The sequence below is a fragment of the Rhizobium leguminosarum genome, assembly GCF_019798305.1.
Taxonomy (GTDB): Bacteria; Pseudomonadota; Alphaproteobacteria; order Rhizobiales; family Rhizobiaceae; genus Rhizobium; species Rhizobium leguminosarum_U.
Window position 1 is genome coordinate 283,965 of record NZ_JAAXDD010000008.1, and the last position, 26,367, is coordinate 310,331.

Below are 26,367 nucleotides of genomic sequence, written 5' to 3' on the forward strand. Positions count from 1 at the left end.
CGGGGTTTTTGTTTTGCTCAAGCCATCGCGGCTTTATCGACGTTTTGAAACAGCGCTGCCGAAAGATCGGCAATCTCTTCATGAACGGCTGCGCGTTCGATGCCCGGGGGATCGGTAAAGAGTTCTGCCGCAAAGGCGAGGCCGGGCGCTGTGCCCTCTGGCACGAAGACATAATGTCCGAGGCCGCCGCCGAAGATTTTAAGAACGCTGCGCCGGAGCCGCGCATGCAGCCACGACGAACATTCATCGGCCGGAGCGGCCCTGTCGGCATCACCGACCAGGATAAGGGCGGGCGCATCGACAGCTTGCAGGCTTTCCTCGCTGAAGCCGAGAACGGACCGGCCCGGCGCGCAGATGAGTGCGGCCTTGATTCTGTCATCTCGGTAGTACTTCGACATCCGGGACCACGAATCGCGAAATACGTCGCTGGTGCGCAGCAATGCCGGGATATGATTGGCAAGGTCGGGAAACTCCCGTGGTCCGCGCGCGGCACCCGGCTTCAGCCTCGACGGTTCGAACTGCGAGAACTGTGCGACAGCCCCAAGCAGCAGCATCACGCTATAGGCTCCGGCCGAAAATCCGGCTGCGAAGACACTGATCGTTTCGATATGGCCTGAGAGATCGCTGAGCCAGTCGTCGCAATGGTCGAGCATGTAGCTTAGATCCGGCGCCCGCTCCCAAAGGCAGGCGAAGCCTTCGGCGCGATAGGGCTCGATGCCGGTATTGCCGTGATGGCTGACGCCGAGCGCTGCAAATCCGCGATCGACCAGACGTCGCGCCAGCCACTCCAGTCCGGCCGCGGATCCGCCGGTGCCATGCGACAACAGCACGAGCGGATAGGGCACGGCCCCCCGCCGGATCGGGGCATTGCGGGCGACAGCCGCTTTCTGGAACCAGCTTCTTTCAGGCAGGTCGCTTTCCTGCGCGTCATCGGCGGCGGGGTACCAGAGGGACCAGTTGATGGGTCTGGGGCCGGCGGCGTCCCAATTCGACCTTCTCTTGTCGTAGAGGACGCCGTCGCGAAAGCCCAGTTTCATCTTTTGGATGCCCCGCTGAACAAGTCCCAGCCGTTCAATTCGTCGCCTTCTCGACGGTGATGTCGCCGAATTCGTCGATCAACACGGTCCAGCCATCCGGCTCCGCGGCAGGGTCGGTCTTCAGATAGACCGTGGCGAAGAGCCCCGGTTCCTTGATGATGCCATTCGAATTCTCGGGGCGGATATCGGTCACGTAAGGCTTCAGGTCGCTGAACTCCTGCAGCTCGATGGTCGAGGCGATCGCCGGTCCGGTCTCGGTCTGGGCAATCTGTTGCAGATAGACCTTCGAAGTCCTGTCAGGCTGGCGCACGGCAAAGAGCTTGTAGTAGCCGTGGCGCTGCGCGGCCTTTCCTTCGTGGTCGGAAACACTCTCGGCGCCCGTCGGCGCGCGCTCAATCGCCGGTGCGTTGCCGTCATCTTCCCAGTAGCCGGTGCTGGTCGCGAAAATCACCGATGCCGGCAGGATGGCATCCTGGAGGGGCGCGGCCTCAGCTGCAATGCTCCATCCCGCAAGCAGGAGGCTCGTCATTAATACCCGTCGCATTGCCATCGTCTCAATCCTTGAACTGCTCGGCGAGGATACGGTCGGACCAGGAGCGGTCGGGATCAGAAAGGATGCGTGCCGTCATATGTTCCGACTGGGCGATGCGGACATGCAGCACCGATTTGACCTCGGTATTGTCGGCCACCGCGTTCACCGGCCGCTTCACCGGCTCGAGGACGTCGATATCGACGGTCACCTTATTTGGAAGCAGTGCGCCCCTCCAGCGCCGTGGCCTGAAAGCGCTGACCGGCGTCATGGCGAGCAGTGGCGCCTCGAGCGGCAGGATCGGGCCATGGGCGGAAAGATTATAGGCCGTCGATCCGGCAGGGGTCGCCACCATCAACCCATCGCAGATCAGTTCCTCCAGGCGAATACGCCCGTCTACCGTGACCCTCAGATTCGCCGCCTGATAGGATTGGCGGAAAAGATAGACCTCGTTGATGGCGAGCGCCGTCGAGTTGGTCCCGTCGGCATTGGCCGTCGTCATTTGCAATGGCCGGAAGACGTTTTCGACGGCGGCGCAGATGCGCTCCTGAAGTCGTTCGCTACGATAGTCGTTCATCAGGAAGCCGACCGAGCCGCGGTTCATGCCGTAGACCAGCTTGCCGGAGTTCATGGTGTTGTGCAGCGTCTGCAGCATGAAACCGTCGCCGCCGAGCGCGACAATGACGTCGGCTTCGTCAGCCGCTATGTCACCATAGATGCCAATCAACTCCTCGCGCGCGGCAAGTGCCTCCGTCGTTGGTGAGGCGAGAAAGGAAAGCGTCTGAAATGAACGGCCCATGCAATGCCCTTTATGATGCTGCCCTAGCTAAAGGATAAAGGCCTTGTGCGACAAGGACGTTTTCTATCGCGAAGCGTTTTGAGGTGCAGCAGACCTTTCCGCGCGGCCGCGGATTTTCCCTTTACAGAATCACAGAATCTGCTAGTTGGGCAATTATTGCCCTTGTAGCTCAGTTGGTAGAGCACCTGATTTGTAATCAGGGGGTCCCGGGTTCGAACCCTGGCGGGGGCACCATTCTTTTCTGCGCGGTACGGCCTGCCAACTCATAGCCTGGGTTCGACGCTGTTTCGCTCAATCTCGCACCGGCAGATCTTTTCAGATAGCACGTATCGCTTGATGAACCGCGCGTGAAGAGCTGCTTCAGCGCCAATTCAGCCGCGCCCGCATATCTTCGCCTCATCATCAATGAGGAAACAGCCATGAAGCTCGCTCATCTCTTTCTCGCCGCAACCATTTCCGTCGGTGCGGCTTTCGTATCCGTCGCACCGGCCACCGCCATGCCGGCCGAGCGGCCTGCGGTGACGGCGCAGGGCGATATCGTTCAGATCCGTGATGGCTGGCGACATGATCGCGACGGTGATGATCGTGACTATCGTGACGACCGTGGCTGGCGCGATGAGCGCGATTGGCGCCGCTCCGACTGGCGCGATGATCGCCGTCACTGGCGGCGGTGGCGTGCCGAGCGTTGGCAGGAGCGCCGCGAGTGGCGCGATCGCGATCGCGGCATGCCGTTCTGGCTCTACCGCAGCTGACGATAAAGGCCCGGGTCCTCCGGGCCTTTTAGTCATTGAGTGATGGGTCGTTGACGCTCGTCTCGATCCTGTCGCCATTGCCGGCCTGTCCGGCGCGAGAGGGCGACATCATCGCGATGCCGAGCACGGAGGCGATCATGAAGCGACGACGGCGATCATTATGCGCATAAGCGTTCAATCCTCGTTCGATTCCGGAATTAACGCATGATCGCCGTCCGCATTCCTGCCAGTAATTATTGTACCTGCCCCGGCGTCGCGGGTCCGGGCGCCGTCGGTGACAGGGGATCGGGCTGATGGATGGGGTGCGACGTGTCCACCCAGATGATGCTGATGATAATCACGACGAAGACCGCGATGAAGAGGATACCGAAAATCAGTGGTCGAATGGCCATGATAGGGATCGTTCCTTCTTGCTTCTGGGCCGGTTGCGGCAACCGATCATTGCCCGATCATAGTGCCCCGGGGCGTCATTCCAAGGCAAAAGTGGATTTTTCTGGCATCGGAGCCGACTGACTGTGGGTTAGCGGCGAACGAGTGAAAGCGGCTTGCCGCCTTCCTCCTTCGATTTGTCGAAATTGCCGTCAGCGCGCATGTCGAAGCCAAGCGACGAACCGTCAAGGCTCATCAGCGTCAGCCCGAAACCCTCGATATGCCAGACGGCGAGCTTCAGTCTGGCGACGTTGGCAGCGCAGTCCCCCGAAAGGGACAGCGGCGCGTTGCCCTCCGCATCGACACGGTCGTTGAGTGTCACGCCGCAAAGCCCTTCGCCGTTCGGTCTTTGCATCGTCCATATCCCGGCAAGGCTGGCGACGCTCGGCAGGTGATCGACGCCGTCAGGTGCGGCGATCAGCAATAGCGGCGCACCATCCTCCGTCTTCATCGGCGAACCTTCGTTCTCGACGAAGTGTGCGAGCACCTTGCGCGTCGCATCGATCAGGATGACGCTGCCATTGCCGTCGAAATTCCAGTAATAGGCTTCGGCAAGTGCCGGCAGCGGCTTGATGCAGGAGGCCTGGCCGGAGACCGAATAGCCGCCGATCGCTTCGCCGGTTTCCAGCGTCAACCGGCATCCGGTCGCACCGTCTTCCGGGGCAACGAGATAGGTTCCGGTCTGCGCTTTGAGAATATCGGGGTCGATACCCTGTCCATACGCCATTCCACAGACAAGCAGCACCGCTGCCGGAGCCACCAGTCTCGGGAGGAAACGGACCATGACAATTACCCTTTTTGCGCAGCCAGCCTATACCTTCAAGTGGAGCCGCGCCGCATAAAGCGCGATCGCCGCCGCATTCGAGACGTTGAGTGATTTGATCGCGCCCGGCATGTCGAGACGGGCAAGTGCGTTGACGGTTTCCCGCGTCTTCTGCCGAAGCCCCTTGCCCTCGGAGCCGAGCACCAGCGCCACTTTCTCGCCGGAGAAGGTGCCTTCGAGCGGCGCCGGCCCTTCCGAATCGAGGCCGATGGTGGAGAAACCGAGCTTGTGCAATTCGCCGAGCGCATCGGCGAGATTGGTAACCTGTATATAAGGTATCAGTTCCAGCGCGCCCGAGGCGGACTTGGCGAGCACGCCCGATTCGGTCGGGCTGTGTCGCTGCGTGGTAATGACCGCACCCGCATTGAAGGCGACGGCCGAGCGCATGATCGCGCCGACATTGTGCGGATCAGTCACTTGATCGAGGACGAGCAGGAGAGGGCTGTCCTTCAGCGCTTCGAGTCGGCGTACCGGAAGCGGCCGTGTTTCCAGCATCACACCCTGATGGATCGCCTCCGGGCCGAGCACCTTGTCGATCTCCTGCGGCGAGACGATCTCGAAGGGAATGCCGAGCGCCTCGACGTCGACTTCGAGGCGCGCGAGCGCATTCTGCGTCACGAACAGCTTGATCTTCTTGCGTTCTGGATTGTCGAGGGCCGCGCGCACCGTATGCAGGCCATAGAGATGCACCTGGTTGGGCGCAAGCGCCGGCGGCTTCCAGTCTTCGCCGCCGCGCTTTCGCTTCTGCGGCTGAGGCGTCGGAATCTCGCCGCGTTCGCGCTTGGCGTCACGGTGGGCGCGCCGCAGAGTGGCGTAATGCGTATCCTTGGCGGATGGGTCTGTCGCGGTCTTGCCGCCGGATTTGTTGTCTTTGCTCATGCAGCTTTATAGCCATGGCGCTCGCTGCCGCATAGGCTTTCTTTCATATGCCGGCTTTCGGTGACGAATGAAATTTTTCGTGTTTTTTCCGTTGTCATCGTGTTGACAGACTGAAATGCTCCGGTCATATACGCGGCGCAGATGACGGGCGGCAACGCTTCGAAGTCTGACGAACTTGGTCTTGCGATCCGGACGAAAAACTGGAGAGATGCCCGAGTGGTTAAAGGGGACGGACTGTAAATCCGTTGGCTCAGCCTACGTTGGTTCAAATCCAACTCTCTCCACCATTCGTCATCGGATCGGACCACCCCGCGGGTATAGCTCAATGGTAGAGCAGCAGCCTTCCAAGCTGAATACGCGGGTTCGATTCCCGCTACCCGCTCCAGTTTCCGTTAAGCCACTTCATACGACCGCTGCCGCGGTGGTCCCGAGATGTCTCCGGCGATGGCGGAGACGCTGACGATGACGGCTATCGACTGCTGGGGAAGGGCGCTCGACGCCGAACGTCTATGGCGCGCCTCCGGCGGTCAATGCGATTTTCTTTAAGATTTCAGCGATTTTCGAGGGGGCTTTGGCGAATCGCCTTGCAGGCGGCGAATTGTCTCCCATATGCGCTTTCAGGCCAAGAATGGCGTCTGCAATTAAGTCTTGCGCAATGTCGCCGAAAGCCTTAAACGGCGGCACTAAACCGGTTCGCCGGGGCCACCATTTTCGTTCACAGGAAGCATTCAAATGGGAAAGAGTAAGTTTGAGCGCAACAAGCCGCACGTCAACATTGGCACGATTGGCCACGTTGACCACGGCAAGACGTCTCTGACGGCAGCGATCACGAAGTACTTCGGTGAGTACAAGGCGTACGACCAGATCGACGCGGCTCCGGAAGAAAAGGCCCGCGGCATCACGATCTCGACGGCCCACGTCGAGTATGAGACGCCGGCCCGCCACTATGCGCACGTCGACTGCCCCGGCCACGCCGACTATGTCAAGAACATGATCACCGGTGCTGCCCAGATGGACGGCGCGATCCTGGTGTGCTCGGCCGCTGACGGCCCGATGCCGCAGACGCGCGAACACATCCTGCTGGCCCGCCAGGTCGGCGTTCCGGCGATCGTGGTGTTCCTGAACAAGGTCGACCAGGTTGACGATGCCGAGCTCCTCGAACTGGTCGAGCTCGAAGTTCGCGAACTGCTGTCGTCCTACGACTTCCCGGGCGACGAAATCCCGATCGTCAAGGGTTCGGCACTGGCTGCTCTCGAAGATTCCGACAAGAAGATCGGCGAAGACGCGATCCGCGAACTGATGGCTGCGGTCGACGCCTACATCCCGACGCCTGAGCGTCCGATCAACCTGCCGTTCCTGCTGCCGATCGAAGACGTGTTCTCGATCTCGGGCCGCGGCACGGTTGTGACCGGCCGCGTCGAGCGTGGCATCGTCAAGGTTGGCGAAGAAGTCGAGATCGTCGGCATTCGCCCGACGACGAAGACGACGGTGACCGGCGTTGAAATGTTCCGCAAGCTGCTCGATCAGGGCCAGGCTGGCGACAACATCGGCGCGCTGATCCGCGGCGTCACCCGTGACGGCGTCGAGCGTGGGCAGATTCTGTGCAAGCCGGGTTCGGTCAAGCCGCACAAGAAGTTCATGGCAGAAGCCTACATCCTGACGAAGGAAGAGGGTGGCCGTCATACGCCGTTCTTCACCAATTACCGTCCGCAGTTCTACTTCCGCACGACCGACGTGACCGGCATTGTGACGCTGCCGGAAGGCACCGAGATGGTGATGCCGGGCGACAACGTCACGGTATCGGTCGAGCTGATCGTTCCGATCGCGATGGAAGAAAAGCTGCGCTTCGCCATCCGCGAAGGCGGCCGCACCGTCGGCGCCGGTATCGTCGCGAGCATCGTTGAGTAACTTTCGAGTTATCCGCAATTATGAAGACCCCGCCGGAAACGGCGGGGTTTTTCATTTTCATGGCTTCCTGTAGGCTTAACAGGTGTTGTAAAAATATCGTTAAATTGGCCTGTCACAGTATTTTGTTCATCTCACGTTCAGAAACCGGTTTGTGATTGGGCCATTGTAGTCCAGACTCCTGCTTGCAAAGAGGAGAGCCAGGATGATTCCCAAGGCCACATTCGCTGCGACGATATTCGCGATGTATGTTTTCACGATGTTTTTCATCGCTGCAATTCCGCAAGAAGTTGTTCAGTCTGCCGGAGTGCAGATTGGTGAGGTAAGTGTCGTCAAGTGACGACCTTTGCTGATCATCGCAGGGTTCTGCGATGATCGGAGATGATCGGCCAGGTGCTCCCGGATAGGATGCTCCTGGCGACGCGAGGGTGAACCCTTGCATGACGCTCGCTTGCTCTTCGCGCGGAAGCGTCTATCTATGCCTCCGATTTCATGACGCGGAGGATATTCCATGAAGAGACGTATTCTGTTCACGGGCGGTTCGGGCAAGGCAGGTCGCCATGCTGTGCCATGGCTCGTCAATGCCGGTTATGAGGTTCACAACCTCGATCTCGTGCCGCTGGATAGCCCCGGCGTCACCAATCTCATCGCCGACATTACCGATAGCGGTCAGGTCTTCAACGCGCTTTCGATGCATCGCGATTTTCCCGATCTCGACGCGGGCAGGGGCGTGCAGCCCTTCGATGCCGTCGTGCATTTCGCCGCCATCCCGCGCATTCTGATCAAGCCCGATAACGAAACCTTCCGCATCAACACGATGGGCACCTATAATGTCATCGAGGCGGCGGTGAAGCTCGGCATCCGGAAGATCATCGTCGCATCGAGCGAGACGACCTACGGCGTCTGCTTCGCCGAAGGCCATCGCGATTTCCACCAGTTCCCGCTAGAGGAGGACTACGACGTCAATCCGATGGATTCTTACGGCCTTTCGAAGGTGGTCAACGAAAAGACGGCGCGCGCCTTTGCCGAACGTTCGGGCTTCGACATCTATGCGCTGCGCATCGGCAACGTCATCGAGCCTGACGAATACGAGAAGTTCCCGACCTATTTCGCCCACCCCGAGATGCGCAAGCGTATCGCCTGGAGCTATATCGATGCCCGCGACCTCGGGCAGATCTGCCATCTTTGCGTCGAGAAGGACAGTCTCGGCTACCAGGTGTTCAACGCTGCCAACAATACGGTCTCGGCCAATACGCCATCGAAGGAGCTCGCAAAGCGATTCTTCCCGAACGTGCCCTTCACCCGCGAGATCGGCGAGTATGAAGGCCTGCTCTCCAACCGCAAGATCCGCGAGGTGCTGGGCTTTAAGGAAGAGCACGATTGGCGGAAATATGTGAAGGTCTGAACCGACCTTGGTCGCCAATTGAAAAGCCGATCGTTCGCATATCAGGAGAATGGCTTTGAAAATCGAAAATCGTACTTGCCAATCCCGTGTCGTCGTCTTAAAGGGAGCGCCATGCTTTTCGGCAGCGATTTGCGGGCCTTGGCTCAGGCGCTGAATGATCGGTATGAAGGGGTATAGCTCAGTTGGTAGAGCGGCGGTCTCCAAAACCGCAGGTCGTAGGTTCGAGCCCTACTGCCCCTGCCATTTTCCTGGATGCGGGATAGCGCGCGCACATGCACGCGGCGTTTCCGGCGGGGATGATTGGTGGTAAGTAATTTCGTTAAACTTCGGTTTCCCTCTTGTGTATTCGGAAATCGGTGTTTATTTAGGGTTCAACAGACACGCGGTGCGTGGGGCTGATACTTTCAGCTTTACGTGCCGTAATTGCGTGGGCAGTCGATGGCATCCAAATCCAATCCGTTTGCGTTTCTGCAGCAGGTTCGCTCCGAGACGTCGAAAGTTACATGGCCGTCGCGCCGCGAGACCATGATCTCGACGGTCATGGTGCTGGTGATGGTGGTTTTCGCCGCGCTGTTTTTCTTTGCCGCTGACCAGCTGATCGGCTGGGCTCTGAGCTTCGTGCTGAATACCGGCAACTGATACGGGTGGAGATGAAAATGGCGGCACGTTGGTACATCGTCCACGCATATTCAAATTTTGAAAAGAAGGTGGCTGAAGACATCGAGAACAAGGCTCGCCAGAAGGGGCTTGAGCACCTGTTCGAGAAGATCCTCGTGCCGACCGAAAAGGTGGTGGAAGTGCGTCGCGGCCGCAAGGTCGATTCCGAGCGCAAGTTTTTCCCGGGCTATGTCATGGTTCGTGCCAATCTGACCGACGAAGCCTACCACTTGATCAAGAATACGCCGAAGGTCACAGGTTTCCTCGGCTCCGACAATAAGCCCGTTCCGATTCCGGATTATGAAGCCGAGCGCATTCTCGGTCAGGTCCAGGAAGGTGTCGAGCGGCCGAAGGCCTCCATTACCTTCGAGATCGGCGAGCAGGTCCGCGTTTCCGACGGCCCGTTCGCTTCGTTCAACGGCACGGTTCAGGATGTGGACGAAGAGCGTTCGCGCCTGAAGGTGGAAGTGTCGATCTTCGGCCGAGCAACGCCGGTCGAGTTGGAATACGCTCAGGTCGAGAAGGTCTGATTGCAGAAATTGGAGGCTGGCCCTTGTGGCCTGTTTCCTGCGGACCTTGTCCGCACCCGCGTGGAAGGTGAGGGGTCTTAGCCGGACCCCAAGGATCCGCACCACGCAACCGCAGCCGCCGGAGAGATCCGGCATCACGGGCCGGGCGACCGGCCGTTCATGAAAGGCAGAGAGATATGGCTAAGAAAGTTGCAGGCCAGCTCAAGCTTCAGGTCAAGGCAGGATCGGCAAACCCGTCCCCGCCGATTGGTCCGGCGCTTGGTCAGCGTGGCATTAACATCATGGAATTCTGCAAGGCGTTCAATGCCGCCACGCAGGAAATGGAAAAGGGCATGCCGATTCCGGTCGTCATCACCTATTACCAGGACAAGTCCTTCACCTTCGCGATGAAGCAGCCGCCGGTCAGCTACTGGCTGAAGAAGGAAGCGAAGATCACGTCCGGTTCCAAGACGCCCGGCAAGGGCGCCAAGGCCGGCTCCCTCACCAAGGCTCAGATCAAGTCGATCGCAGAAGCCAAGATGAAGGATCTGAACGCAGCGGATATCGAAGGTGCAATGGCGATGATCGAGGGCTCTGCCCGCGCCATGGGCCTGGAAGTGGTGGGTTAAGATCATGGCTGGTAAGCGCACGCAGAAGATCAACGAAGGTGTTGATCCCACCAAGCTCTACGCTCTGACCCTGGCCATCGGCATGGTCAAGGAACGGGCTGTCGCCAAGTTCGACGAAACCATCGAAGTCTCGATGAACCTCGGCGTCGACCCGCGCCATGCGGACCAGATGGTCCGCGGCGTCGTCAACCTGCCGAATGGCACGGGCCGTACGGTTCGTGTTGCCGTCTTCGCTCGTGGCGCCAAGGCTGACGAAGCCAAGGCCGCCGGTGCCGATATCGTCGGTGCCGAAGAGCTCGTCGAAATCGTCCAGGGCGGCAAGATCGAATTCGATCGCTGCATTGCCACCCCCGACATGATGCCGCTCGTCGGCCGTCTCGGTAAGGTTCTCGGCCCCCGCGGCATGATGCCGAACCCGAAGGTCGGCACCGTTACGATGGATGTCGCTGGAGCTGTCAAGGCTTCCAAGGGTGGCGCTGTCGAGTTCCGCGTCGAGAAGGCTGGCATCGTTCATGCCGGTATCGGCAAGGCCTCTTTCGAAGCCAAGGCTCTGGAAGAAAACATTCGCGCCTTTGCTGACGCCGTCATCAAGGCGAAGCCGGCTGGCGCCAAGGGTAACTACGTCAAGCGTGTGGCGATTTCCTCGACCATGGGCCCGGGCGTCAAGATCGAGCCCGGCTCGGTCACCGGAGCGCCGACCGCATAAGTTTATGCCGGCTTTAAGTCCGGCGACTGAATTTCCGGCCTCGCAAGGGGCCGGAATATTCCGGAGAAATCCGGAATCCTGTCCGAGATTGCAGGTGGTTTTCCCTTAATCACTTAGCCTGCATGAGACGGGTAAGACCCGAATTGCATGAAGTTCGCTTCTAGGAACTCGGTTCGAGCCTTGGATGCCTTGTGCCTCTTTAGCCTTGATTGGCGCGAGAGCGCGGGGGGACAGGATCCTCAAGCGTCGCTTGGGATCTCGCATGATCCCAGGAGGCAAAAGGCAACCGGCGGGCCCATTTTCGGTCCCGCCAACTGGAGATAGGCAGTGGAAAGAGCGGAAAAACGCGAATTCGTCACGGAACTGAACGAAGTCTTCAAGGCTTCGGGCTCAGTTGTCGTGGCCCACTATGCTGGTGCCACAGTCGCGCAGATGAACGATTTTCGTTCGAAGATGCGCGCAGCTGGCGGCACCGTCAAAGTCGCGAAGAACCGCCTGGCCAAGATTGCCCTTCAGGGTACGGAAGCGGAAGGGATGTCCAATCTCTTCAAGGGTCAGACGCTGATTGCATACAGCACCGATCCGATCACCGCTCCGAAGGTCGTCATGGATTTCGCCAAGACCAATGACAAGATCATTGTTCTGGGCGGCGCCATGGGAACAACCACGCTCAACGTCGATGCAGTCAAGTCGCTTGCGACCCTGCCTTCGCTCGATGAGTTGCGTGCGAAGCTGCTGGGCATGATCCAGACACCGGCTACCCGCATCGCTGGGGTTGTTGCAGCACCGGCAAGCCAGCTTGCCCGCGTGTTTGCGGCCTACGCCAAGAAGGACGAAGCCGCGTAAGGCGGTTTTTCGCTGTTTATAATCAACCGGTTCGAACCGAACAAAAGGAACTAGTAAAATGGCTGATCTCGCAAAGATCGTTGACGACCTCTCCTCGCTGACCGTTCTGGAAGCTGCAGAACTGTCGAAGCTTCTCGAAGAAAAGTGGGGCGTTTCCGCTGCTGCACCGGTAGCTGTTGCTGCCGTTGGTGGCGGTGCTGCTGCTGCTGTCGTTGAAGAAGAAAAGACCGAATTCGACGTCATCCTCGTCGAAGCTGGTGCCAACAAGATCAACGTCATCAAGGAAGTCCGCGCCATCACTGGTCTCGGCCTCAAGGAAGCCAAGGATCTCGTTGAAGCCGCTCCGAAGGCTGTCAAGGAAGGCGTCAACAAGGCTGAAGCTGCTGACATCAAGAAGAAGCTTGAAGACGCTGGCGCCAAGGCCGACGTCAAGTAATCTTGAACTGCTTTTGGGAGGCAGTATCTCTACTGCCTCCCATTTGCCGTTTTTCTGAACGAATTACCCAAAAGCCGCGTCGAAACGGCTTTTGGGTAATGGGTTCTTCAAAAGGATGGTCTCGCACCGAGGGCAGCACAGCAATCCGAGCTGAGCGTTTTCTGGGGTCGGACGAGATTGAACTACTCATTGATTGACGGGATCGACTGGCCATCGGTTCCCGTCCGTTGCAGGCCCGGGTGCAAGATTTTGAAGGAGCGACGATGGCTCAGACCCTTTCGTTCAACGGTCGCAGGCGCGTACGCAAGTTTTTTGGTAAGATCCCCGAAGTCGCAGAAATGCCGAACCTCATCGAGGTTCAGAAGGCGTCCTACGACCAGTTTCTGATGGTTGAAGAGCCGAAGGGCGGACGGCCCGATGAGGGTCTTCAGGCCGTCTTCAAGTCGGTTTTCCCGATCACCGATTTCTCCGGCGCATCGATGCTGGAATTCGTGTCCTACGAGTTCGAACCGCCGAAGTTCGACGTTGACGAATGCCGTCAGCGCGACCTGACCTATGCTGCGCCGCTGAAGGTGACGCTGCGCCTCATCGTGTTCGATATCGACGAGGATACCGGCGCGAAGTCGATCAAGGACATCAAGGAACAGTCCGTCTACATGGGCGACATGCCGCTCATGACCAACAACGGCACGTTCATCGTCAACGGCACCGAGCGCGTCATCGTCTCGCAGATGCACCGTTCGCCGGGCGTCTTCTTCGACCACGACAAGGGCAAGAGCCATTCGTCCGGCAAGCTGCTCTTTGCTGCGCGCGTCATCCCCTATCGCGGTTCCTGGCTCGATATCGAATTCGACGCCAAGGACATCGTCTACGCCCGTATCGACCGCCGCCGCAAGATCCCTGTGACGTCGCTGCTGATGGCGCTCGGCATGGACGGCGAGGAAATCCTCGACACCTTCTACACGAAGTCGCTCTACAAGCGCGACGGCGAAGGCTGGCGCATTCCCTTCAAGCCGGAAACGCTGAAGGGTGCCAAGGCGATCACCGAGATGGTCGACGCCGATACCGGCGAAGTCGTCGTGGAAGCCGGCAAGAAGCTGACCCCGCGCTTGCTGCGCACGCTGTCCGACAAGGGTCTTAAGGCCCTCAAGGCCGCCGACGACGATCTTTACGGCAACTACCTTGCCGGCGACATCGTCAACTACTCGACGGGTGAGATCTACCTCGAGGCCGGCGACGAAATCGACGAGAAGACGCTTGGCATCATCCTGGCGAACGGCTTTGACGAGATCCCGGTTCTCGGCATCGACCACATCAATGTCGGCGCCTATATCCGCAACACCCTGACAGCCGACAAGAACGAGAACCGTCAGGACGCTCTGTTCGACATCTACCGGGTCATGCGTCCGGGTGAACCGCCGACCATGGAATCGGCTGAAGCCATGTTCAACTCGCTGTTCTTCGATGCGGAGCGTTACGACCTCTCCGCCGTCGGCCGCGTCAAGATGAATATGCGCCTCGACCTGACCGTCGAAGACACCGTCCGCATCCTGCGCAAGGACGACATCCTGGCCGTGGTCAGGATGCTGGTCGAACTGCGCGACGGCAAGGGCGAGATCGACGACATCGACAACCTCGGCAACCGCCGCGTCCGTTCGGTCGGCGAGCTGATGGAAAATCAGTACCGTCTCGGCCTGCTGCGTATGGAGCGCGCGATCAAGGAACGTATGTCCTCGATCGAGATCGACACGGTCATGCCGCAGGATCTGATCAACGCCAAGCCGGCCGCCGCTGCCGTGCGCGAATTCTTCGGTTCCTCGCAGCTCTCGCAGTTCATGGACCAGGTCAACCCGCTCTCGGAAATCACCCACAAGCGCCGTCTTTCGGCTCTTGGCCCGGGCGGTCTGACCCGTGAGCGCGCCGGCTTCGAAGTCCGCGACGTGCATCCGACCCACTATGGCCGCATTTGCCCGATCGAAACGCCGGAAGGCCCGAACATCGGTCTGATCAACTCGCTTGCGACCTTTGCCCGCGTCAACAAGTACGGCTTCATCGAAAGCCCGTACCGCCGAATCGTCGACGGCAAGGTGACGAGCGACGTGCTCTACCTCTCCGCCATGGAAGAGGCGAAGTACTACGTCGCCCAGGCCAACGCCGAGATGAACGCTGACGGTTCCTTCGTCGACGAATTCGTCGTCTGCCGTCATGCCGGTGAAGTCATGCTCGCCCCGCGCGACAGCATGAACTTGATGGACGTCTCGCCGAAGCAGGTCGTTTCGGTCGCTGCCGCGCTCATCCCGTTCCTGGAAAACGACGACGCCAACCGCGCGCTCATGGGCTCGAACATGCAGCGTCAGGCAGTGCCGCTGCTGCGTGCCGAAGCTCCGTTCGTCGGTACCGGCATGGAGCCGGTCGTCGCCCGTGACTCGGGTGCTGCCATCGGCGCCCGCCGCGGCGGCGTGGTCGACCAGGTCGACGCGACGCGTATCGTTATTCGCGCCACGGAAGACCTCGAAGCCGGCAAGTCCGGCGTCGATATCTACCGTCTGCAGAAGTTCCAGCGTTCGAACCAGAACACCTGCGTGAACCAGCGCCCGCTGGTCACCGTTGGTGACGAGGTCAACCGCGGCGACATCCTCGCCGACGGCCCGTCGACCGATCTCGGCGACCTGGCGCTCGGCCGCAACGCGCTCGTCGCGTTCATGCCCTGGAACGGCTACAACTACGAAGACTCGATCCTGCTCTCCGAGCGTATCGTTGCCGACGACGTGTTCACCTCCATCCACATCGAGGAATTCGAAGTGATGGCGCGCGACACCAAGCTTGGTCCTGAGGAAATCACCCGCGATATTCCGAACGTGTCGGAAGAAGCGCTGAAGAACCTCGACGAAGCCGGTATCGTCTATATCGGCGCCGAAGTTCAGCCGGGCGATATCCTCGTCGGCAAGATCACGCCGAAGGGCGAAAGCCCGATGACGCCGGAAGAAAAGCTTCTGCGCGCCATCTTCGGCGAAAAGGCCTCTGACGTGCGCGACACTTCCATGCGCATGCCGCCCGGCACCTACGGCACCATCGTCGAAGTTCGCGTCTTCAACCGCCACGGCGTTGAAAAGGACGAGCGCGCGATGGCGATCGAGCGCGAAGAGATCGAGCGTCTGGCAAAGGACCGTGACGACGAGCAGGCGATTCTCGACCGTAACGTCTATGGCCGTCTGATCGAGATGCTGCGCGGCCAGGCTTCCATCGCCGGCCCGAAGGGCTTCAAGAAGGGCAGCGAGCTTTCGAACGCCGTCGTCTCCGAATATCCCCGCTCGCAGTGGTGGATGTTTGCAGTCGAAGACGAAAAGGTCCAGAGCGAGCTCGAAGCGCTCCGTGGTCAGTACGACGAATCCAAGTCGCGCCTTGAACAGCGATTCATGGACAAGGTCGAAAAGGTCCAGCGCGGCGATGAAATGCCCCCTGGCGTCATGAAGATGGTCAAGGTCTTCGTCGCCGTAAAGCGCAAGATCCAGCCGGGCGACAAGATGGCCGGCCGTCACGGGAACAAGGGCGTCGTCTCGCGCATTGTGCCGGTGGAGGACATGCCGTTCCTCGAAGACGGCACGCATGTTGACGTCGTTCTGAACCCGCTCGGCGTGCCTTCGCGTATGAACGTCGGCCAGATCCTGGAAACCCATCTGGGTTGGGCTTGCGCCGGCATGGGTCGCCAGATCGGCGAACTGATCGACGCATATAAGGCCAATGGCAACATCGAGCCGCTGCGCAAGACCATCGGCGATGTCGTCGGAGACGGCCCCAAGGCCGAACAGGTCCACGAGTTCGACGACGATTCGGTTCTGCGTCTCGCCGACCAGTGGAAGCGCGGCGTTTCGATTGCGACGCCTGTTTTCGACGGCGCGAATGAAGCCGACGTCAACGACATGCTGCGTCTGGCAGGTCTTAAGGATAGCGGTCAGTCGACGCTCTATGACGGCCGCACCGGTGAGCAGTTCGACCGTCAGGTGACGGTGGGCTACATCTACATGCTGAAGCTCAACCACCTGGTCGACGACAAGATCCATGCTCGTTCGATCGGTCCTTACTCGCTCGTGACCCAGCAGCCGCTGGGCGGCAAGGCGCAGTTCGGCGGCCAGCGCTTCGGCGAAATGGAAGTCTGGGCGCTCGAAGCATACGGCGCAGCCTACACGCTGCAGGAAATGCTGACGGTGAAGTCGGATGACGTCGCCGGCCGCACCAAGGTCTACGAAGCCATCGTCCGCGGAGACGACACGTTCGAAGCCGGTATTCCGGAAAGCTTCAACGTTCTCGTCAAGGAAATGCGTTCGCTGGGCCTGAGCGTCGAGCTCGAGAACACCAAGCTTGACGAGGCGCAGGCAGCTCAGCTGCCCGACGCGGCCGAGTAAGCACTTGATAGGGCGTGCGCTGCCAATGCGGCGCACGCCGGTCCCGCCGGGCGCCGTATCCGTGTCGGCCCGGAAGGGAAGTTTCGCCGCATCCAGCGGTTATTCTCGTTTAAGCGAGGGAGGCGGCTCCCGGGAATTTGCCGCCGACCATCGCATTTTGAGGGCGCTTTAGCCCATGAAGGAGACAGGCATGAACCAAGAGGTCATGAATCTTTTCAATCCGCAGGTGCCTGCACAGAATTTCGATTCCATTCGGATTTCGATCGCGTCTCCGGAGAAGATCCTCTCCTGGTCTTACGGTGAGATCAAGAAGCCGGAAACCATCAACTACCGTACGTTCAAGCCGGAACGCGACGGTCTGTTCTGCGCGCGCATCTTCGGGCCGATCAAGGACTACGAATGCCTGTGCGGCAAGTACAAGCGTATGAAGTACAAGGGCATCATCTGCGAAAAGTGCGGCGTCGAAGTCACGCTGTCGCGGGTTCGCCGTGAGCGCATGGGCCATATCGAGCTCGCCGCTCCCGTTGCCCACATCTGGTTCCTGAAGTCGCTGCCGAGCCGCATTTCGACGCTGCTCGACATGACGCTGAAGGATGTCGAGCGCGTCCTCTACTTCGAAAACTACATCGTCACCGAGCCGGGCCTGACCGCCTTGAAGGAGCACCAGCTCCTCTCGGAAGAAGAGTACATGCTCGCTGTCGACGAATACGGCGAAGACCAGTTCACCGCGATGATCGGCGCTGAGGCGATCTACGAGATGCTGGCCTCGATGAACCTCGAAAAGATCGCTGGCGACCTGCGCGCAGAGCTCGCCGACACCACGTCGGATCTCAAGCAGAAGAAGCTGATGAAGCGCCTGAAGATCGTCGAGAACTTCATGGAGTCGGGCAACCGTCCGGAATGGATGATCATGAAGGTCGTTCCGGTCATCCCGCCGGATCTGCGCCCGCTGGTTCCGCTCGACGGCGGCCGTTTCGCGACGTCGGATCTGAACGATCTCTACCGTCGTGTCATCAACCGTAACAACCGTCTGAAGCGCCTGATCGAGCTTCGTGCGCCTGGCATCATCATCCGCAACGAAAAGCGCATGCTGCAGGAATCCGTTGACGCGCTGTTCGACAACGGCCGTCGCGGCCGTGTCATTACCGGCGCCAACAAGCGTCCGCTGAAGTCGCTCTCCGACATGCTGAAGGGCAAGCAGGGCCGCTTCCGTCAGAACCTGCTCGGCAAGCGCGTCGACTATTCCGGCCGTTCGGTTATCGTCACCGGTCCGGAACTGAAGCTGCATCAGTGCGGCCTGCCGAAGAAGATGGCGCTCGAGCTCTTCAAGCCGTTCATCTATGCCCGCCTCGACGCCAAGGGTTACTCCTCGACCGTCAAGCAGGCCAAGAAGCTGGTCGAAAAGGAAAAGCCCGAAGTCTGGGATATCCTCGACGAGGTCATCCGCGAGCATCCGGTTCTCTTGAACCGCGCACCGACGCTGCACCGCCTGGGCATCCAGGCCTTCGAACCTATCCTGGTCGAAGGCAAGGCGATCCAGCTGCATCCGCTCGTCTGCACTGCCTTCAACGCCGACTTCGACGGCGACCAGATGGCCGTTCACGTGCCGCTGTCGCTCGAAGCTCAGCTCGAAGCCCGCGTGCTGATGATGTCGACCAACAACATCCTGCATCCGGCCAACGGCGCGCCGATCATCGTTCCCTCGCAGGACATGGTTCTCGGCCTCTACTATCTGTCGATTCTCAACCAGAACGAGCCGGGCGAAGGCATGGCCTTCTCCGATCTCGGCGAGCTGCATCACGCCCTCGAAAGCAAGGTCGTGACGCTGCACACCAAGATCCGCGGCCGCTTCAAGTCGATCGACGAGGATGGCAAGCCTTACTCGAAGATCTATGAGACGACGCCTGGCCGTCTGCTCATCGGTGAACTGTTGCCGAAGAACGGCAAGGTGCCCTTCGATATCTGCAACCAGGAAATGACCAAAAAGAACATCTCGAAGATGATCGACACGGTCTACCGCCACTGCGGCCAGAAGGACACGGTCATTTTCTGCGACCGCATCATGCAGCTCGGCTTTTCCCATGCCTGCCGCGCCGGCATCTCGTTCGGCAAGGACGACATGGTCATTCCGGATGCCAAGGCCAAGATCGTTGCCGACACCGAAAACCTGGTGAAGGAATACGAGCAGCAGTACAATGACGGCCTGATCACCCAGGGCGAAAAGTACAACAAGGTCGTCGACGCCTGGGGCAAGGCGACCGAAAAGGTCGCCGAAGAGATGATGGCTCGCATCAAGGCGGTCGAATTCGATGAGAAGACCGGTCGCCAGAAGCCGATGAACTCGATCTACATGATGAGCCACTCCGGTGCTCGCGGTTCTCCGAACCAGATGCGTCAGCTGGGCGGCATGCGTGGCCTCATGGCCAAGCCGTCGGGCGAAATCATCGAGACCCCGATCATCTCGAACTTCAAGGAAGGCCTGACCGTCAACGAGTACTTCAACTCGACGCACGGTGCCCGTAAGGGTCTGGCAGACACCGCCCTGAAGACCGCCAACTCCGGCTACCTGACCCGCCGTCTCGTCGACGTCGCGCAGGATTGCATCGTCACGCACGTCGATTGCGGAACGCAGACGGGCCTCACCATGACCGCCATCGTCGATGCCGGCCAGGTGGTTGCCTCGATCGGCGCCCGTATCCTCGGCCGCACGGCGCTCGACGACATCGATCATCCGGTCACGGGTGAGCGCATCGTCGATGCCGGCAGGATGATCCTCGAGCCCGACGTCGTCGAAATCGAGAAGGCCGGCATCCAGTCGATCCGCATCCGCTCGGCACTGACCTGCGAAATCCAGACGGGCGTCTGCTCGGTCTGCTACGGCCGCGACCTCGCGCGCGGTACGCCGGTCAATATGGGCGAGGCCGTCGGCGTCATCGCTGCTCAGTCGATCGGCGAGCCGGGCACCCAGCTCACCATGCGTACCTTCCACCTTGGCGGTACGGCAACCGTGGTCGACCAGTCGTTCCTCGAAGCCTCGTACGAAGGTACGGTGCAGATCAAGAACCGCAACATCCTGCGCAACTCCGATGGCAACCTCGTTGCCATGGGCCGCAACATGACCGTCCAGATCCTGGACGAACGTGGTGTCGAGCGGTCGTCGCAGCGTGTGGCCTACGGTTCGAAGCTGCATGTCGACGAAGGCGACAAGGTCAAGCGCGGCCAGCGCCTGGCAGAGTGGGACCCCTACACCCGTCCGATGATGACGGAAGTGGCTGGTACCGTTCAGTTTGAAGATCTGGTCGACGGTCTCTCCGTTCTAGAAGCGACCGACGAATCGACCGGCATCACCAAGCGTCAGGTTATCGACTGGCGTTCGACCCCGCGCGGCTCGGACCTCAAGCCGGCGATCGTCATCAAGGATGCCAGCGGCAATATCGCGAAGCTGTCTCGTGGTGGTGACGCCCGCTTCTTCCTCTCGGTCGATGCGATTCTGTCGGTCGAGCCGGGCACGAAGGTCTCCCAGGGTGACGTTCTCGCCCGTTCGCCACTCGAAAGCGCCAAGACCAAGGACATCACCGGCGGTCTGCCGCGTGTTGCCGAGCTGTTCGAAGCCCGCCGTCCGAAGGACCATGCCATCATCGCAGAGATCGATGGTACGATCCGCCTCGGCCGCGACTACAAGAACAAGCGTCGCGTCATCATCGAGCCGGCGGAAGATGGTGTCGAGCCTGTCGAATACCTGATCCCGAAGGGCAAACCCTTCCACCTTCAGGAAGGTGACTATATCGAAAAGGGTGACTACATCCTCGACGGTAACCCGGCTCCGCACGACATCCTGGCGATCAAGGGCGTGGAGGCTCTGGCCTCCTACCTCGTCAACGAGATCCAGGAAGTCTACCGCCTGCAGGGCGTCGTCATCAACGACAAGCACATCGAGGTGATTGTCCGTCAGATGCTGCAGAAGGTGGAGATCACCGATGCGGGCGACTCGACCTATATCGTCGGCGACAATGTCGACCGGATCGAGCTCGAAGACGTCAACGATCACCTGATCGAGCAGGGCAAGAAGCCAGCCTATGGCGATCCGGTTCTTCTCGGCATCACCAAGGCGTCGCTGCAGACACCGTCCTTCATCTCGGCCGCGTCCTTCCAGGAAACGACCAAGGTGCTGACGGAAGCTGCAATCGCCGGCAAGACAGACGGTCTGCAGGGTCTGAAGGAAAACGTCATCGTCGGCCGCCTCATCCCGGCCGGTACCGGCGGCACCATGACCCAGATCCGCCGCATCGCCACGTCGCGCGACGAGATGATCCTCGAAGAGCGCCGCAAGGGCACGGGTGCTGCCGTTGCCACGCCGATGCTGCAGGACATGGCTGAAAAAGCTCCGGCTGCGGAATAATCCGCGGCTGAAGTCGACGAATTGAAAAACCGCTCGGAGCGATCCGGGCGGTTTTTTATTTTTAGTTTGCACTGATTGGGCGGGGAGGGAGGCTGCTTTCGCTTATACTGCCTTGACAGCGTCAGCGGCGGCTCCGTTCAGTTGAACCGGATGATCGCGACTTCGCCTTCGACCGCTCCCTGGTAGGCAGAGGCGTGCGGCTCTTCGGCCGGGATCTCGGTCAGCATGCCGATCTGGTCGAGATCGGCCTCGATGAAGCCTTCCTCGGCTAGGGCGTTCAATGCCTCGCGTACGGCAGTGTCGTCGTCAGGCGCCTTCAGCATGATGTGCAGGTCGATACCTTCGCTGGCGTCGGACTCGTAGCCCTTGCCGATGATGATGAAGATCATCGGGCCGTCGAAATTATTGTCGTTATCTGGTGTCGTTATCATCGCCTGTCCTTCGGCTCTTTGACGATTCGGTCGCTCGAATCCCGCTGTGAGGGCCGAACGCCGCAATTGCTGATTCCTTAACTGCTTTTGCTGCAATGCCCAAGTTTTTATCTTCGAGCACAGCCGTGAATTCGTCTAGAAGGATGAAACAGGGCGTTCGGCCGGCATATCAAGGCGATACGGCGAGTTTATTTCTTAACCGGCCTTGACGAGACGGGTGGAAACCAGTAGTACCCCGGCCATCAGATCCCATGTGAGGCTTGGCTGTTCGGGGCGACTCGCCCTGAAGTTCACCTCAAACAAGGTTCTAAACGCACGTTGAAGTCATGATGCTGCACGCACGACGCATATTTCATGCGTCCTCTGCTCCTTGTGGTCCATCTGCGGAAGCGGATCGGGCCATATTTTGCGCATTGACGGAAAGCGTACGTCACTGCCGGAGACGGCGCGAGTTCAAGCCCGCAAGGGTACTGAGATAAAACGTAAGGGATGGTTGAATGCCTACCGTAAACCAGCTGATCCGCAAGCCTCGCCAGGCGAACGTAAAGCGTAACAAGGTTCCCGCACTCCAGGAGAACCCGCAGAAGCGCGGCGTTTGCACGCGCGTCTACACGACGACGCCGAAGAAGCCGAACTCGGCTCTGCGTAAGGTCGCAAAGATCCGCCTGACCAACGGCTTCGAAGTCATTGGTTACATCCCCGGCGAAGGTCACAACCTTCAGGAACACTCCGTCGTCATGATCCGTGGCGGCCGCGTCAAGGACCTTCCGGGTGTCCGTTATCATATCATCCGCGGCGTTCTCGATACCCAGGGTGTCAAGAACCGCAAGCAGCGCCGCTCCAAGTATGGCGCGAAGCGTCCGAAGTAATTCGGCTTTTTGAATAATCCGGCGCTGCGCGAGGTCCTCCGCGTCATGAAGCGCCTTAACGGTTGAAGAGACAAAATATGTCCAGACGTCATAAAGCAGAAAAGCGCGAGATCAATCCGGACCCGAAGTTCGGCGATCTCGTCGTCACCAAGTTCATGAATGCCATCATGCTCGACGGCAAGAAGTCCGTTGCTGAAAACATCGTCTACGGTGCGTTCGACGTTGTCCAGGGCAAGGCCAAGCAGGAGCCGCTCACGGTTTTCCATTCTGCGCTTGAGAACATTGCCCCGCACGTTGAAGTTCGCTCGCGTCGTGTCGGTGGTGCGACCTATCAGGTCCCCGTCGATGTTCGTCCGGAGCGCCGCCAGGCTCTTGCTATTCGCTGGCTGATCGCTGCTGCCCGCAAGCGCAATGAAACGACTATGGTTGACCGCCTTTCCGGCGAACTGCTCGATGCGTCCAACAACCGCGGCTCCGCCGTCAAGAAGCGCGAAGACACGCACAAGATGGCTGATGCCAACCGCGCGTTCTCGCACTATCGCTGGTAATTCCGAACGGTATCGAAAGGCAGTCCACCATGGCTCGCGAATATAAGATCGAAGACTACCGCAATTTCGGTATCATGGCGCATATCGACGCCGGCAAGACCACGACCACCGAGCGTATTCTTTATTACACCGGCAAGTCGCACAAGATCGGCGAAGTCCACGACGGCGCAGCAACCATGGACTGGATGGAGCAGGAGCAGGAGCGTGGCATCACCATCACCTCTGCCGCCACCACGACCTACTGGAAGGGCCGTGACGGCAAAATGCGCCGCTTCAACATCATCGACACTCCCGGCCACGTCGACTTCACCATTGAAGTCGAGCGTTCGCTGCGCGTTCTCGACGGCGCCATCGCGCTGCTCGACGCCAACGCCGGTGTTGAGCCGCAGACGGAAACCGTCTGGCGTCAGGCCGAGAAGTACAATGTCCCGCGGATGATCTTCTGCAACAAGATGGACAAGACCGGTGCGGACTTCTACCGCTCCGTCGAGATGATCAAGACCCGTCTCGGTGCAACGGCTGTCGTTATGCAACTGCCGATCGGTGCTGAGACCGAATTCAAGGGCGTGATCGACCTGGTCGAGATGAACGCACTCATCTGGCGCGACGAGTCGCTCGGCGCCCAGTGGGATGTCGTCGAGATTCCCGAGGACATGAAGGCCAAGGCTGAAGAATATCGCGAGAAGCTGATCGAGACGGTCGTCGACATCGACGAAGCCGCCACCGAAGCTTACCTCGAAGGCATTCTGCCCGATAACGATCAGATCCGTGCGCTGGTTCGCCGCGGCACGATCGACGTCAAGTTCCACCCGATGTTCTGCGGCACCGCCTTCAAGAACAAGGGCGTGCAGCCGCTGCTCGACGCCGTCGTCGACTACCTGCCGTCTCCGATGGACATCCCGGCCATCAAGGGCATCGATTTCAAAACGGAAGCCGAAATCGAGCGTCATGCCGATGACAGCGAGCCGCTTTCCATGCTCGCCTTCAAGATCATGAACGACCCCTTCGTTGGTTCGCTGACCTTCGCCCGCATCTACTCCGGCAAGCTCGAAAAGGGCACGTCGGTCATCAACACGGTCAAGGACAAACGCGAGCGCGTCGGCCGTATGCTGCAGATGCACTCCAACTCGCGTGAAGACATCGAAGAAGCCTTCGCAGGCGACATCGTCGCTCTCGCCGGTCTCAAGGAAACCACGACGGGCGACACGCTCTGCGATCCGCTGAAGCCGGTTATCCTCGAGCGCATGGAGTTCCCGGAGCCGGTCATCCAGATCGCCATCGAGCCGAAGACCAAGGGCGACCAGGAAAAGATGGGCCTCGCGCTCAACCGCCTGGCTGCTGAAGATCCGTCCTTCCGCGTCAAGACCGACCAGGAATCAGGCCAGACCATCATCGCCGGCATGGGCGAACTGCATCTCGACATCATCGTCGACCGCATGCGTCGTGAATTCAAGGTCGAAGCAACTGTCGGCGCGCCGCAGGTTGCCTACCGCGAAACCATCACCCGGACGCATGAGGAAGACTACACGCACAAGAAGCAGTCCGGTGGTACCGGCCAGTTCGCGCGCGTCAAGATCGTCTTCGAACCGAACCCGGACGGCGACGAATTCAAGTTCGAATCGAAGATCGTCGGCGGTTCCGTTCCGAAGGAATACATCCCCGGCGTCCAGAAGGGCATCGAAAGCGTTCTGTCTTCGGGTCCGCTCGCAGGCTTCCCGATGCTCGGCGTCAAGGCGACCCTCATCGACGGCGCCTTCCACGACGTCGACTCCTCGGTTCTCGCCTTCGAAATCGCATCGCGTGCCTGCTTCCGTGAAGCAGCCAGGAAGGCCGGCGCACAGCTGCTCGAGCCGATGATGAAGGTCGAAGTCGTCACCCCGGAAGATTACGTCGGCGACGTTATTGGCGACCTGAACTCCCGTCGCGGTCAGATCCAGGGCCAGGAAAGCCGCGGTATCGCGGTCGTCATCAACGCGAACGTCCCGCTCGCGAACATGTTCAAGTACGTCGACAACCTGCGCTCCATGTCCCAGGGCCGCGCCCAGTACACGATGACCTTCGATCACTATTCGCCGGTCCCGTCGAACGTCGCAACTGAAATCCAGGCAAAGTATTCCGGTCAAAAGTGACCGGAATACCAATTGACCGATAACAAGAATTAGATCCCTTCGGGGACTAGCAAAACGGAGACCCCAAAATGGGAAAGAGTAAGTTTGAGCGCAACAAGCCGCACGTCAACATTGGCACGATTGGCCACGTTGACCACGGCAAGACGTCTCTGACGGCAGCGATCACGAAGTACTTCGGTGAGTACAAGGCGTACGACCAGATCGACGCGGCTCCGGAAGAAAAGGCCCGTGGCATCACGATCTCGACGGCGCACGTCGAGTATGAGACGCCGGCGCGCCACTATGCGCATGTCGACTGCCCCGGCCACGCCGACTACGTCAAGAACATGATCACCGGTGCTGCCCAGATGGACGGCGCGATCCTGGTGTGCTCGGCCGCTGACGGCCCGATGCCGCAGACGCGCGAACACATCCTGCTGGCCCGCCAGGTCGGCGTTCCGGCGATCGTGGTGTTCCTGAACAAGGTCGACCAGGTTGACGACGCCGAGCTTCTCGAACTGGTCGAGCTCGAAGTTCGCGAACTGCTGTCGTCCTACGACTTCCCGGGCGACGAAATCCCGATCGTCAAGGGTTCGGCACTGGCTGCTCTCGAAGATTCCGACAAGAAGATCGGCGAAGACGCGATCCGCGAGCTGATGGCTGCGGTCGACGCCTACATCCCGACGCCTGAGCGTCCGATCAACCTGCCGTTCCTGCTGCCGATCGAAGACGTGTTCTCGATCTCCGGCCGCGGCACGGTTGTGACCGGCCGCGTCGAGCGTGGCATCGTCAAGGTTGGCGAAGAAGTCGAGATCGTCGGCATTCGCCCGACGACGAAGACGACGGTGACCGGCGTTGAAATGTTCCGCAAGCTGCTCGATCAGGGCCAGGCTGGCGACAACATCGGCGCGCTGATCCGCGGCGTCACCCGTGACGGCGTCGAGCGTGGGCAGATTCTGTGCAAGCCGGGTTCGGTCAAGCCGCACAAGAAGTTCATGGCAGAAGCCTACATCCTGACGAAGGAAGAGGGTGGCCGTCATACGCCGTTCTTCACCAATTACCGTCCGCAGTTCTACTTCCGCACGACCGACGTGACCGGCATTGTGACGCTGCCGGAAGGCACCGAGATGGTGATGCCGGGCGACAACGTCACGGTATCGGTCGAGCTGATCGTTCCGATCGCGATGGAAGAAAAGCTGCGCTTCGCCATCCGCGAAGGCGGCCGCACCGTCGGCGCCGGTATCGTCGCGAGCATCGTTGAGTAACTA

Annotated in this window: 24 protein-coding genes and 4 tRNA genes; 20 read left to right on the forward strand and 8 right to left on the reverse strand. The window is 59.8% G+C overall.

All coding sequences use genetic code 11. The features are described 5' to 3' along the window. Nucleotides 1-17: 17 nt before the first annotated feature. The 3 genes from HFO99_RS16620 to HFO99_RS16630 are packed head-to-tail and all read right to left on the reverse strand — an operon-like array spanning nt 18 to nt 2,365. Nucleotides 18-1,037, reverse strand: coding sequence for an alpha/beta hydrolase family protein (locus HFO99_RS16620; RefSeq protein ID WP_222362321.1), 1,020 nt, complete (start codon nt 1,035-1,037; stop codon nt 18-20). A 34-nt stretch (nt 1,038-1,071) separates the two neighbouring features. Next, nucleotides 1,072-1,587 carry a hypothetical protein gene (locus HFO99_RS16625; RefSeq protein WP_222333056.1) on the reverse strand — a complete coding sequence of 172 codons (516 nt, stop codon included), beginning with the start codon at nt 1,585-1,587 and terminating at the stop codon, nt 1,072-1,074. 4 nt (nt 1,588-1,591) lie between these two features. Then, nucleotides 1,592-2,365, reverse strand: coding sequence for an NAD kinase (locus tag HFO99_RS16630; RefSeq protein ID WP_222362323.1), 774 nt, complete (start codon nt 2,363-2,365; stop codon nt 1,592-1,594). 158 nt (nt 2,366-2,523) lie between these two features. On the opposite strand from HFO99_RS16630, the gene HFO99_RS16635 reads away from it, so the two are divergent. Together HFO99_RS16635 and HFO99_RS16640 are read left to right on the forward strand one after the other, a co-directional pair. Then, nucleotides 2,524-2,599 (forward strand) — tRNA-Thr (locus HFO99_RS16635). A 113-nt stretch (nt 2,600-2,712) separates the two neighbouring features. Continuing rightward, nucleotides 2,713-3,117: a hypothetical protein gene (locus HFO99_RS16640; RefSeq protein ID WP_222333057.1), complete on the forward strand. Its 405-nt coding sequence runs from the start codon at nt 2,713-2,715 to the stop codon at nt 3,115-3,117. Nucleotides 3,118-3,145: 28 nt separating this feature from the next. On the opposite strand, the gene HFO99_RS16645 is transcribed toward HFO99_RS16640, so the two are convergent. From HFO99_RS16645 to rlmB, 4 genes are all read right to left on the reverse strand, one after another. Continuing rightward, nucleotides 3,146-3,295: a hypothetical protein gene (locus HFO99_RS16645; protein WP_222362360.1), complete on the reverse strand. Its 150-nt coding sequence runs from the start codon at nt 3,293-3,295 to the stop codon at nt 3,146-3,148. A 55-nt stretch (nt 3,296-3,350) separates the two neighbouring features. Continuing rightward, nucleotides 3,351-3,509 (reverse strand): hypothetical protein, encoded by a 159-nt coding sequence (locus HFO99_RS16650; protein WP_003558513.1) that lies wholly within the window; start codon nt 3,507-3,509, stop codon nt 3,351-3,353. Between the two features lie 128 nt (nt 3,510-3,637). Continuing rightward, nucleotides 3,638-4,330, reverse strand: a complete 693-nt coding sequence (locus tag HFO99_RS16655; protein WP_222362325.1) for an AprI/Inh family metalloprotease inhibitor — start codon at nt 4,328-4,330, stop codon at nt 3,638-3,640. Between the two features lie 27 nt (nt 4,331-4,357). Beyond that, nucleotides 4,358-5,248, reverse strand: a complete 891-nt coding sequence (gene rlmB, locus HFO99_RS16660; RefSeq protein ID WP_222362327.1) for a 23S rRNA (guanosine(2251)-2'-O)-methyltransferase RlmB — start codon at nt 5,246-5,248, stop codon at nt 4,358-4,360. A gap of 202 nt (nt 5,249-5,450) precedes the next feature. Here rlmB and HFO99_RS16665 point away from each other — a divergent pair. From HFO99_RS16665 to rpoC, 14 genes are all read left to right on the forward strand, one after another. After that, a tRNA-Tyr gene (locus HFO99_RS16665) sits at nt 5,451-5,535 on the forward strand. A gap of 24 nt (nt 5,536-5,559) precedes the next feature. Beyond that, nucleotides 5,560-5,633: transfer RNA gene (locus tag HFO99_RS16670), tRNA-Gly, on the forward strand. A gap of 347 nt (nt 5,634-5,980) precedes the next feature. Beyond that, nucleotides 5,981-7,156 carry an elongation factor Tu gene (tuf, locus tag HFO99_RS16675; RefSeq protein WP_017963897.1) on the forward strand — a complete coding sequence of 392 codons (1,176 nt, stop codon included), beginning with the start codon at nt 5,981-5,983 and terminating at the stop codon, nt 7,154-7,156. Between the two features lie 202 nt (nt 7,157-7,358). Next, nucleotides 7,359-7,493 (forward strand): hypothetical protein, encoded by a 135-nt coding sequence (locus tag HFO99_RS33440; protein WP_018068027.1) that lies wholly within the window; start codon nt 7,359-7,361, stop codon nt 7,491-7,493. A gap of 171 nt (nt 7,494-7,664) precedes the next feature. After that, nucleotides 7,665-8,558 (forward strand): NAD-dependent epimerase/dehydratase family protein, encoded by an 894-nt coding sequence (locus HFO99_RS16680; RefSeq protein ID WP_222333059.1) that lies wholly within the window; start codon nt 7,665-7,667, stop codon nt 8,556-8,558. A gap of 167 nt (nt 8,559-8,725) precedes the next feature. Beyond that, nucleotides 8,726-8,801, forward strand: a tRNA-Trp gene (locus HFO99_RS16685). Between the two features lie 195 nt (nt 8,802-8,996). Next, nucleotides 8,997-9,197 carry a preprotein translocase subunit SecE gene (gene secE / locus HFO99_RS16690; protein WP_003547514.1) on the forward strand — a complete coding sequence of 67 codons (201 nt, stop codon included), beginning with the start codon at nt 8,997-8,999 and terminating at the stop codon, nt 9,195-9,197. A gap of 17 nt (nt 9,198-9,214) precedes the next feature. Further along, complete coding sequence (nusG, locus tag HFO99_RS16695) at nt 9,215-9,745, forward strand: transcription termination/antitermination protein NusG (protein ID WP_003547516.1); 531 nt, start codon at nt 9,215-9,217, stop codon at nt 9,743-9,745. Nucleotides 9,746-9,921: 176 nt separating this feature from the next. Beyond that, entirely contained in the window at nt 9,922-10,353 is a 432-nt protein-coding gene (rplK, locus tag HFO99_RS16700) for a 50S ribosomal protein L11 (protein WP_003547518.1), read from the forward strand. Nucleotides 10,354-10,357: 4 nt separating this feature from the next. Beyond that, nucleotides 10,358-11,059, forward strand: coding sequence for a 50S ribosomal protein L1 (gene rplA / locus HFO99_RS16705; protein ID WP_018068029.1), 702 nt, complete (start codon nt 10,358-10,360; stop codon nt 11,057-11,059). A 327-nt stretch (nt 11,060-11,386) separates the two neighbouring features. Beyond that, nucleotides 11,387-11,905 (forward strand): 50S ribosomal protein L10, encoded by a 519-nt coding sequence (gene rplJ / locus HFO99_RS16710; RefSeq protein WP_168293383.1) that lies wholly within the window; start codon nt 11,387-11,389, stop codon nt 11,903-11,905. 58 nt (nt 11,906-11,963) lie between these two features. After that, nucleotides 11,964-12,341 (forward strand): 50S ribosomal protein L7/L12, encoded by a 378-nt coding sequence (rplL, locus tag HFO99_RS16715; protein WP_018486177.1) that lies wholly within the window; start codon nt 11,964-11,966, stop codon nt 12,339-12,341. Between the two features lie 263 nt (nt 12,342-12,604). Next, on the forward strand, nt 12,605-16,744 hold the full coding sequence (gene rpoB / locus HFO99_RS16720; protein WP_028744174.1) for a DNA-directed RNA polymerase subunit beta: 4,140 nt from the start codon (nt 12,605-12,607) through the stop codon (nt 16,742-16,744). A 190-nt stretch (nt 16,745-16,934) separates the two neighbouring features. Continuing rightward, nucleotides 16,935-21,143: a DNA-directed RNA polymerase subunit beta' gene (rpoC, locus tag HFO99_RS16725; protein WP_018068031.1), complete on the forward strand. Its 4,209-nt coding sequence runs from the start codon at nt 16,935-16,937 to the stop codon at nt 21,141-21,143. A 137-nt stretch (nt 21,144-21,280) separates the two neighbouring features. Here the strand turns inward: rpoC and HFO99_RS16730 are convergent, their stop codons facing one another. After that, the gene (locus HFO99_RS16730) at nt 21,281-21,574 is read right to left on the reverse strand and encodes a hypothetical protein (protein ID WP_011651421.1); all 294 of its coding nucleotides are present in this window, start codon (nt 21,572-21,574) and stop codon (nt 21,281-21,283) included. Nucleotides 21,575-22,071: 497 nt separating this feature from the next. Between HFO99_RS16730 and rpsL the strand changes: the two genes are divergently transcribed. The 4 genes from rpsL to tuf (HFO99_RS16750) all read left to right on the forward strand — a co-directional run bounded on the left by rpsL (nt 22,072) and on the right by tuf (HFO99_RS16750) (nt 26,364). Then, nucleotides 22,072-22,443, forward strand: coding sequence for a 30S ribosomal protein S12 (gene rpsL / locus HFO99_RS16735; RefSeq protein ID WP_003547537.1), 372 nt, complete (start codon nt 22,072-22,074; stop codon nt 22,441-22,443). A gap of 77 nt (nt 22,444-22,520) precedes the next feature. Next, nucleotides 22,521-22,991 (forward strand): 30S ribosomal protein S7, encoded by a 471-nt coding sequence (rpsG, locus tag HFO99_RS16740; protein ID WP_011651422.1) that lies wholly within the window; start codon nt 22,521-22,523, stop codon nt 22,989-22,991. Between the two features lie 29 nt (nt 22,992-23,020). Beyond that, nucleotides 23,021-25,120: an elongation factor G gene (gene fusA / locus HFO99_RS16745; protein WP_027685041.1), complete on the forward strand. Its 2,100-nt coding sequence runs from the start codon at nt 23,021-23,023 to the stop codon at nt 25,118-25,120. Nucleotides 25,121-25,188: 68 nt separating this feature from the next. Then, a complete protein-coding gene (gene tuf, locus HFO99_RS16750; protein WP_017963897.1) occupies nt 25,189-26,364 on the forward strand; it encodes an elongation factor Tu in 1,176 nt (391 codons plus the stop codon). Nucleotides 26,365-26,367 lie beyond the last annotated feature (3 nt).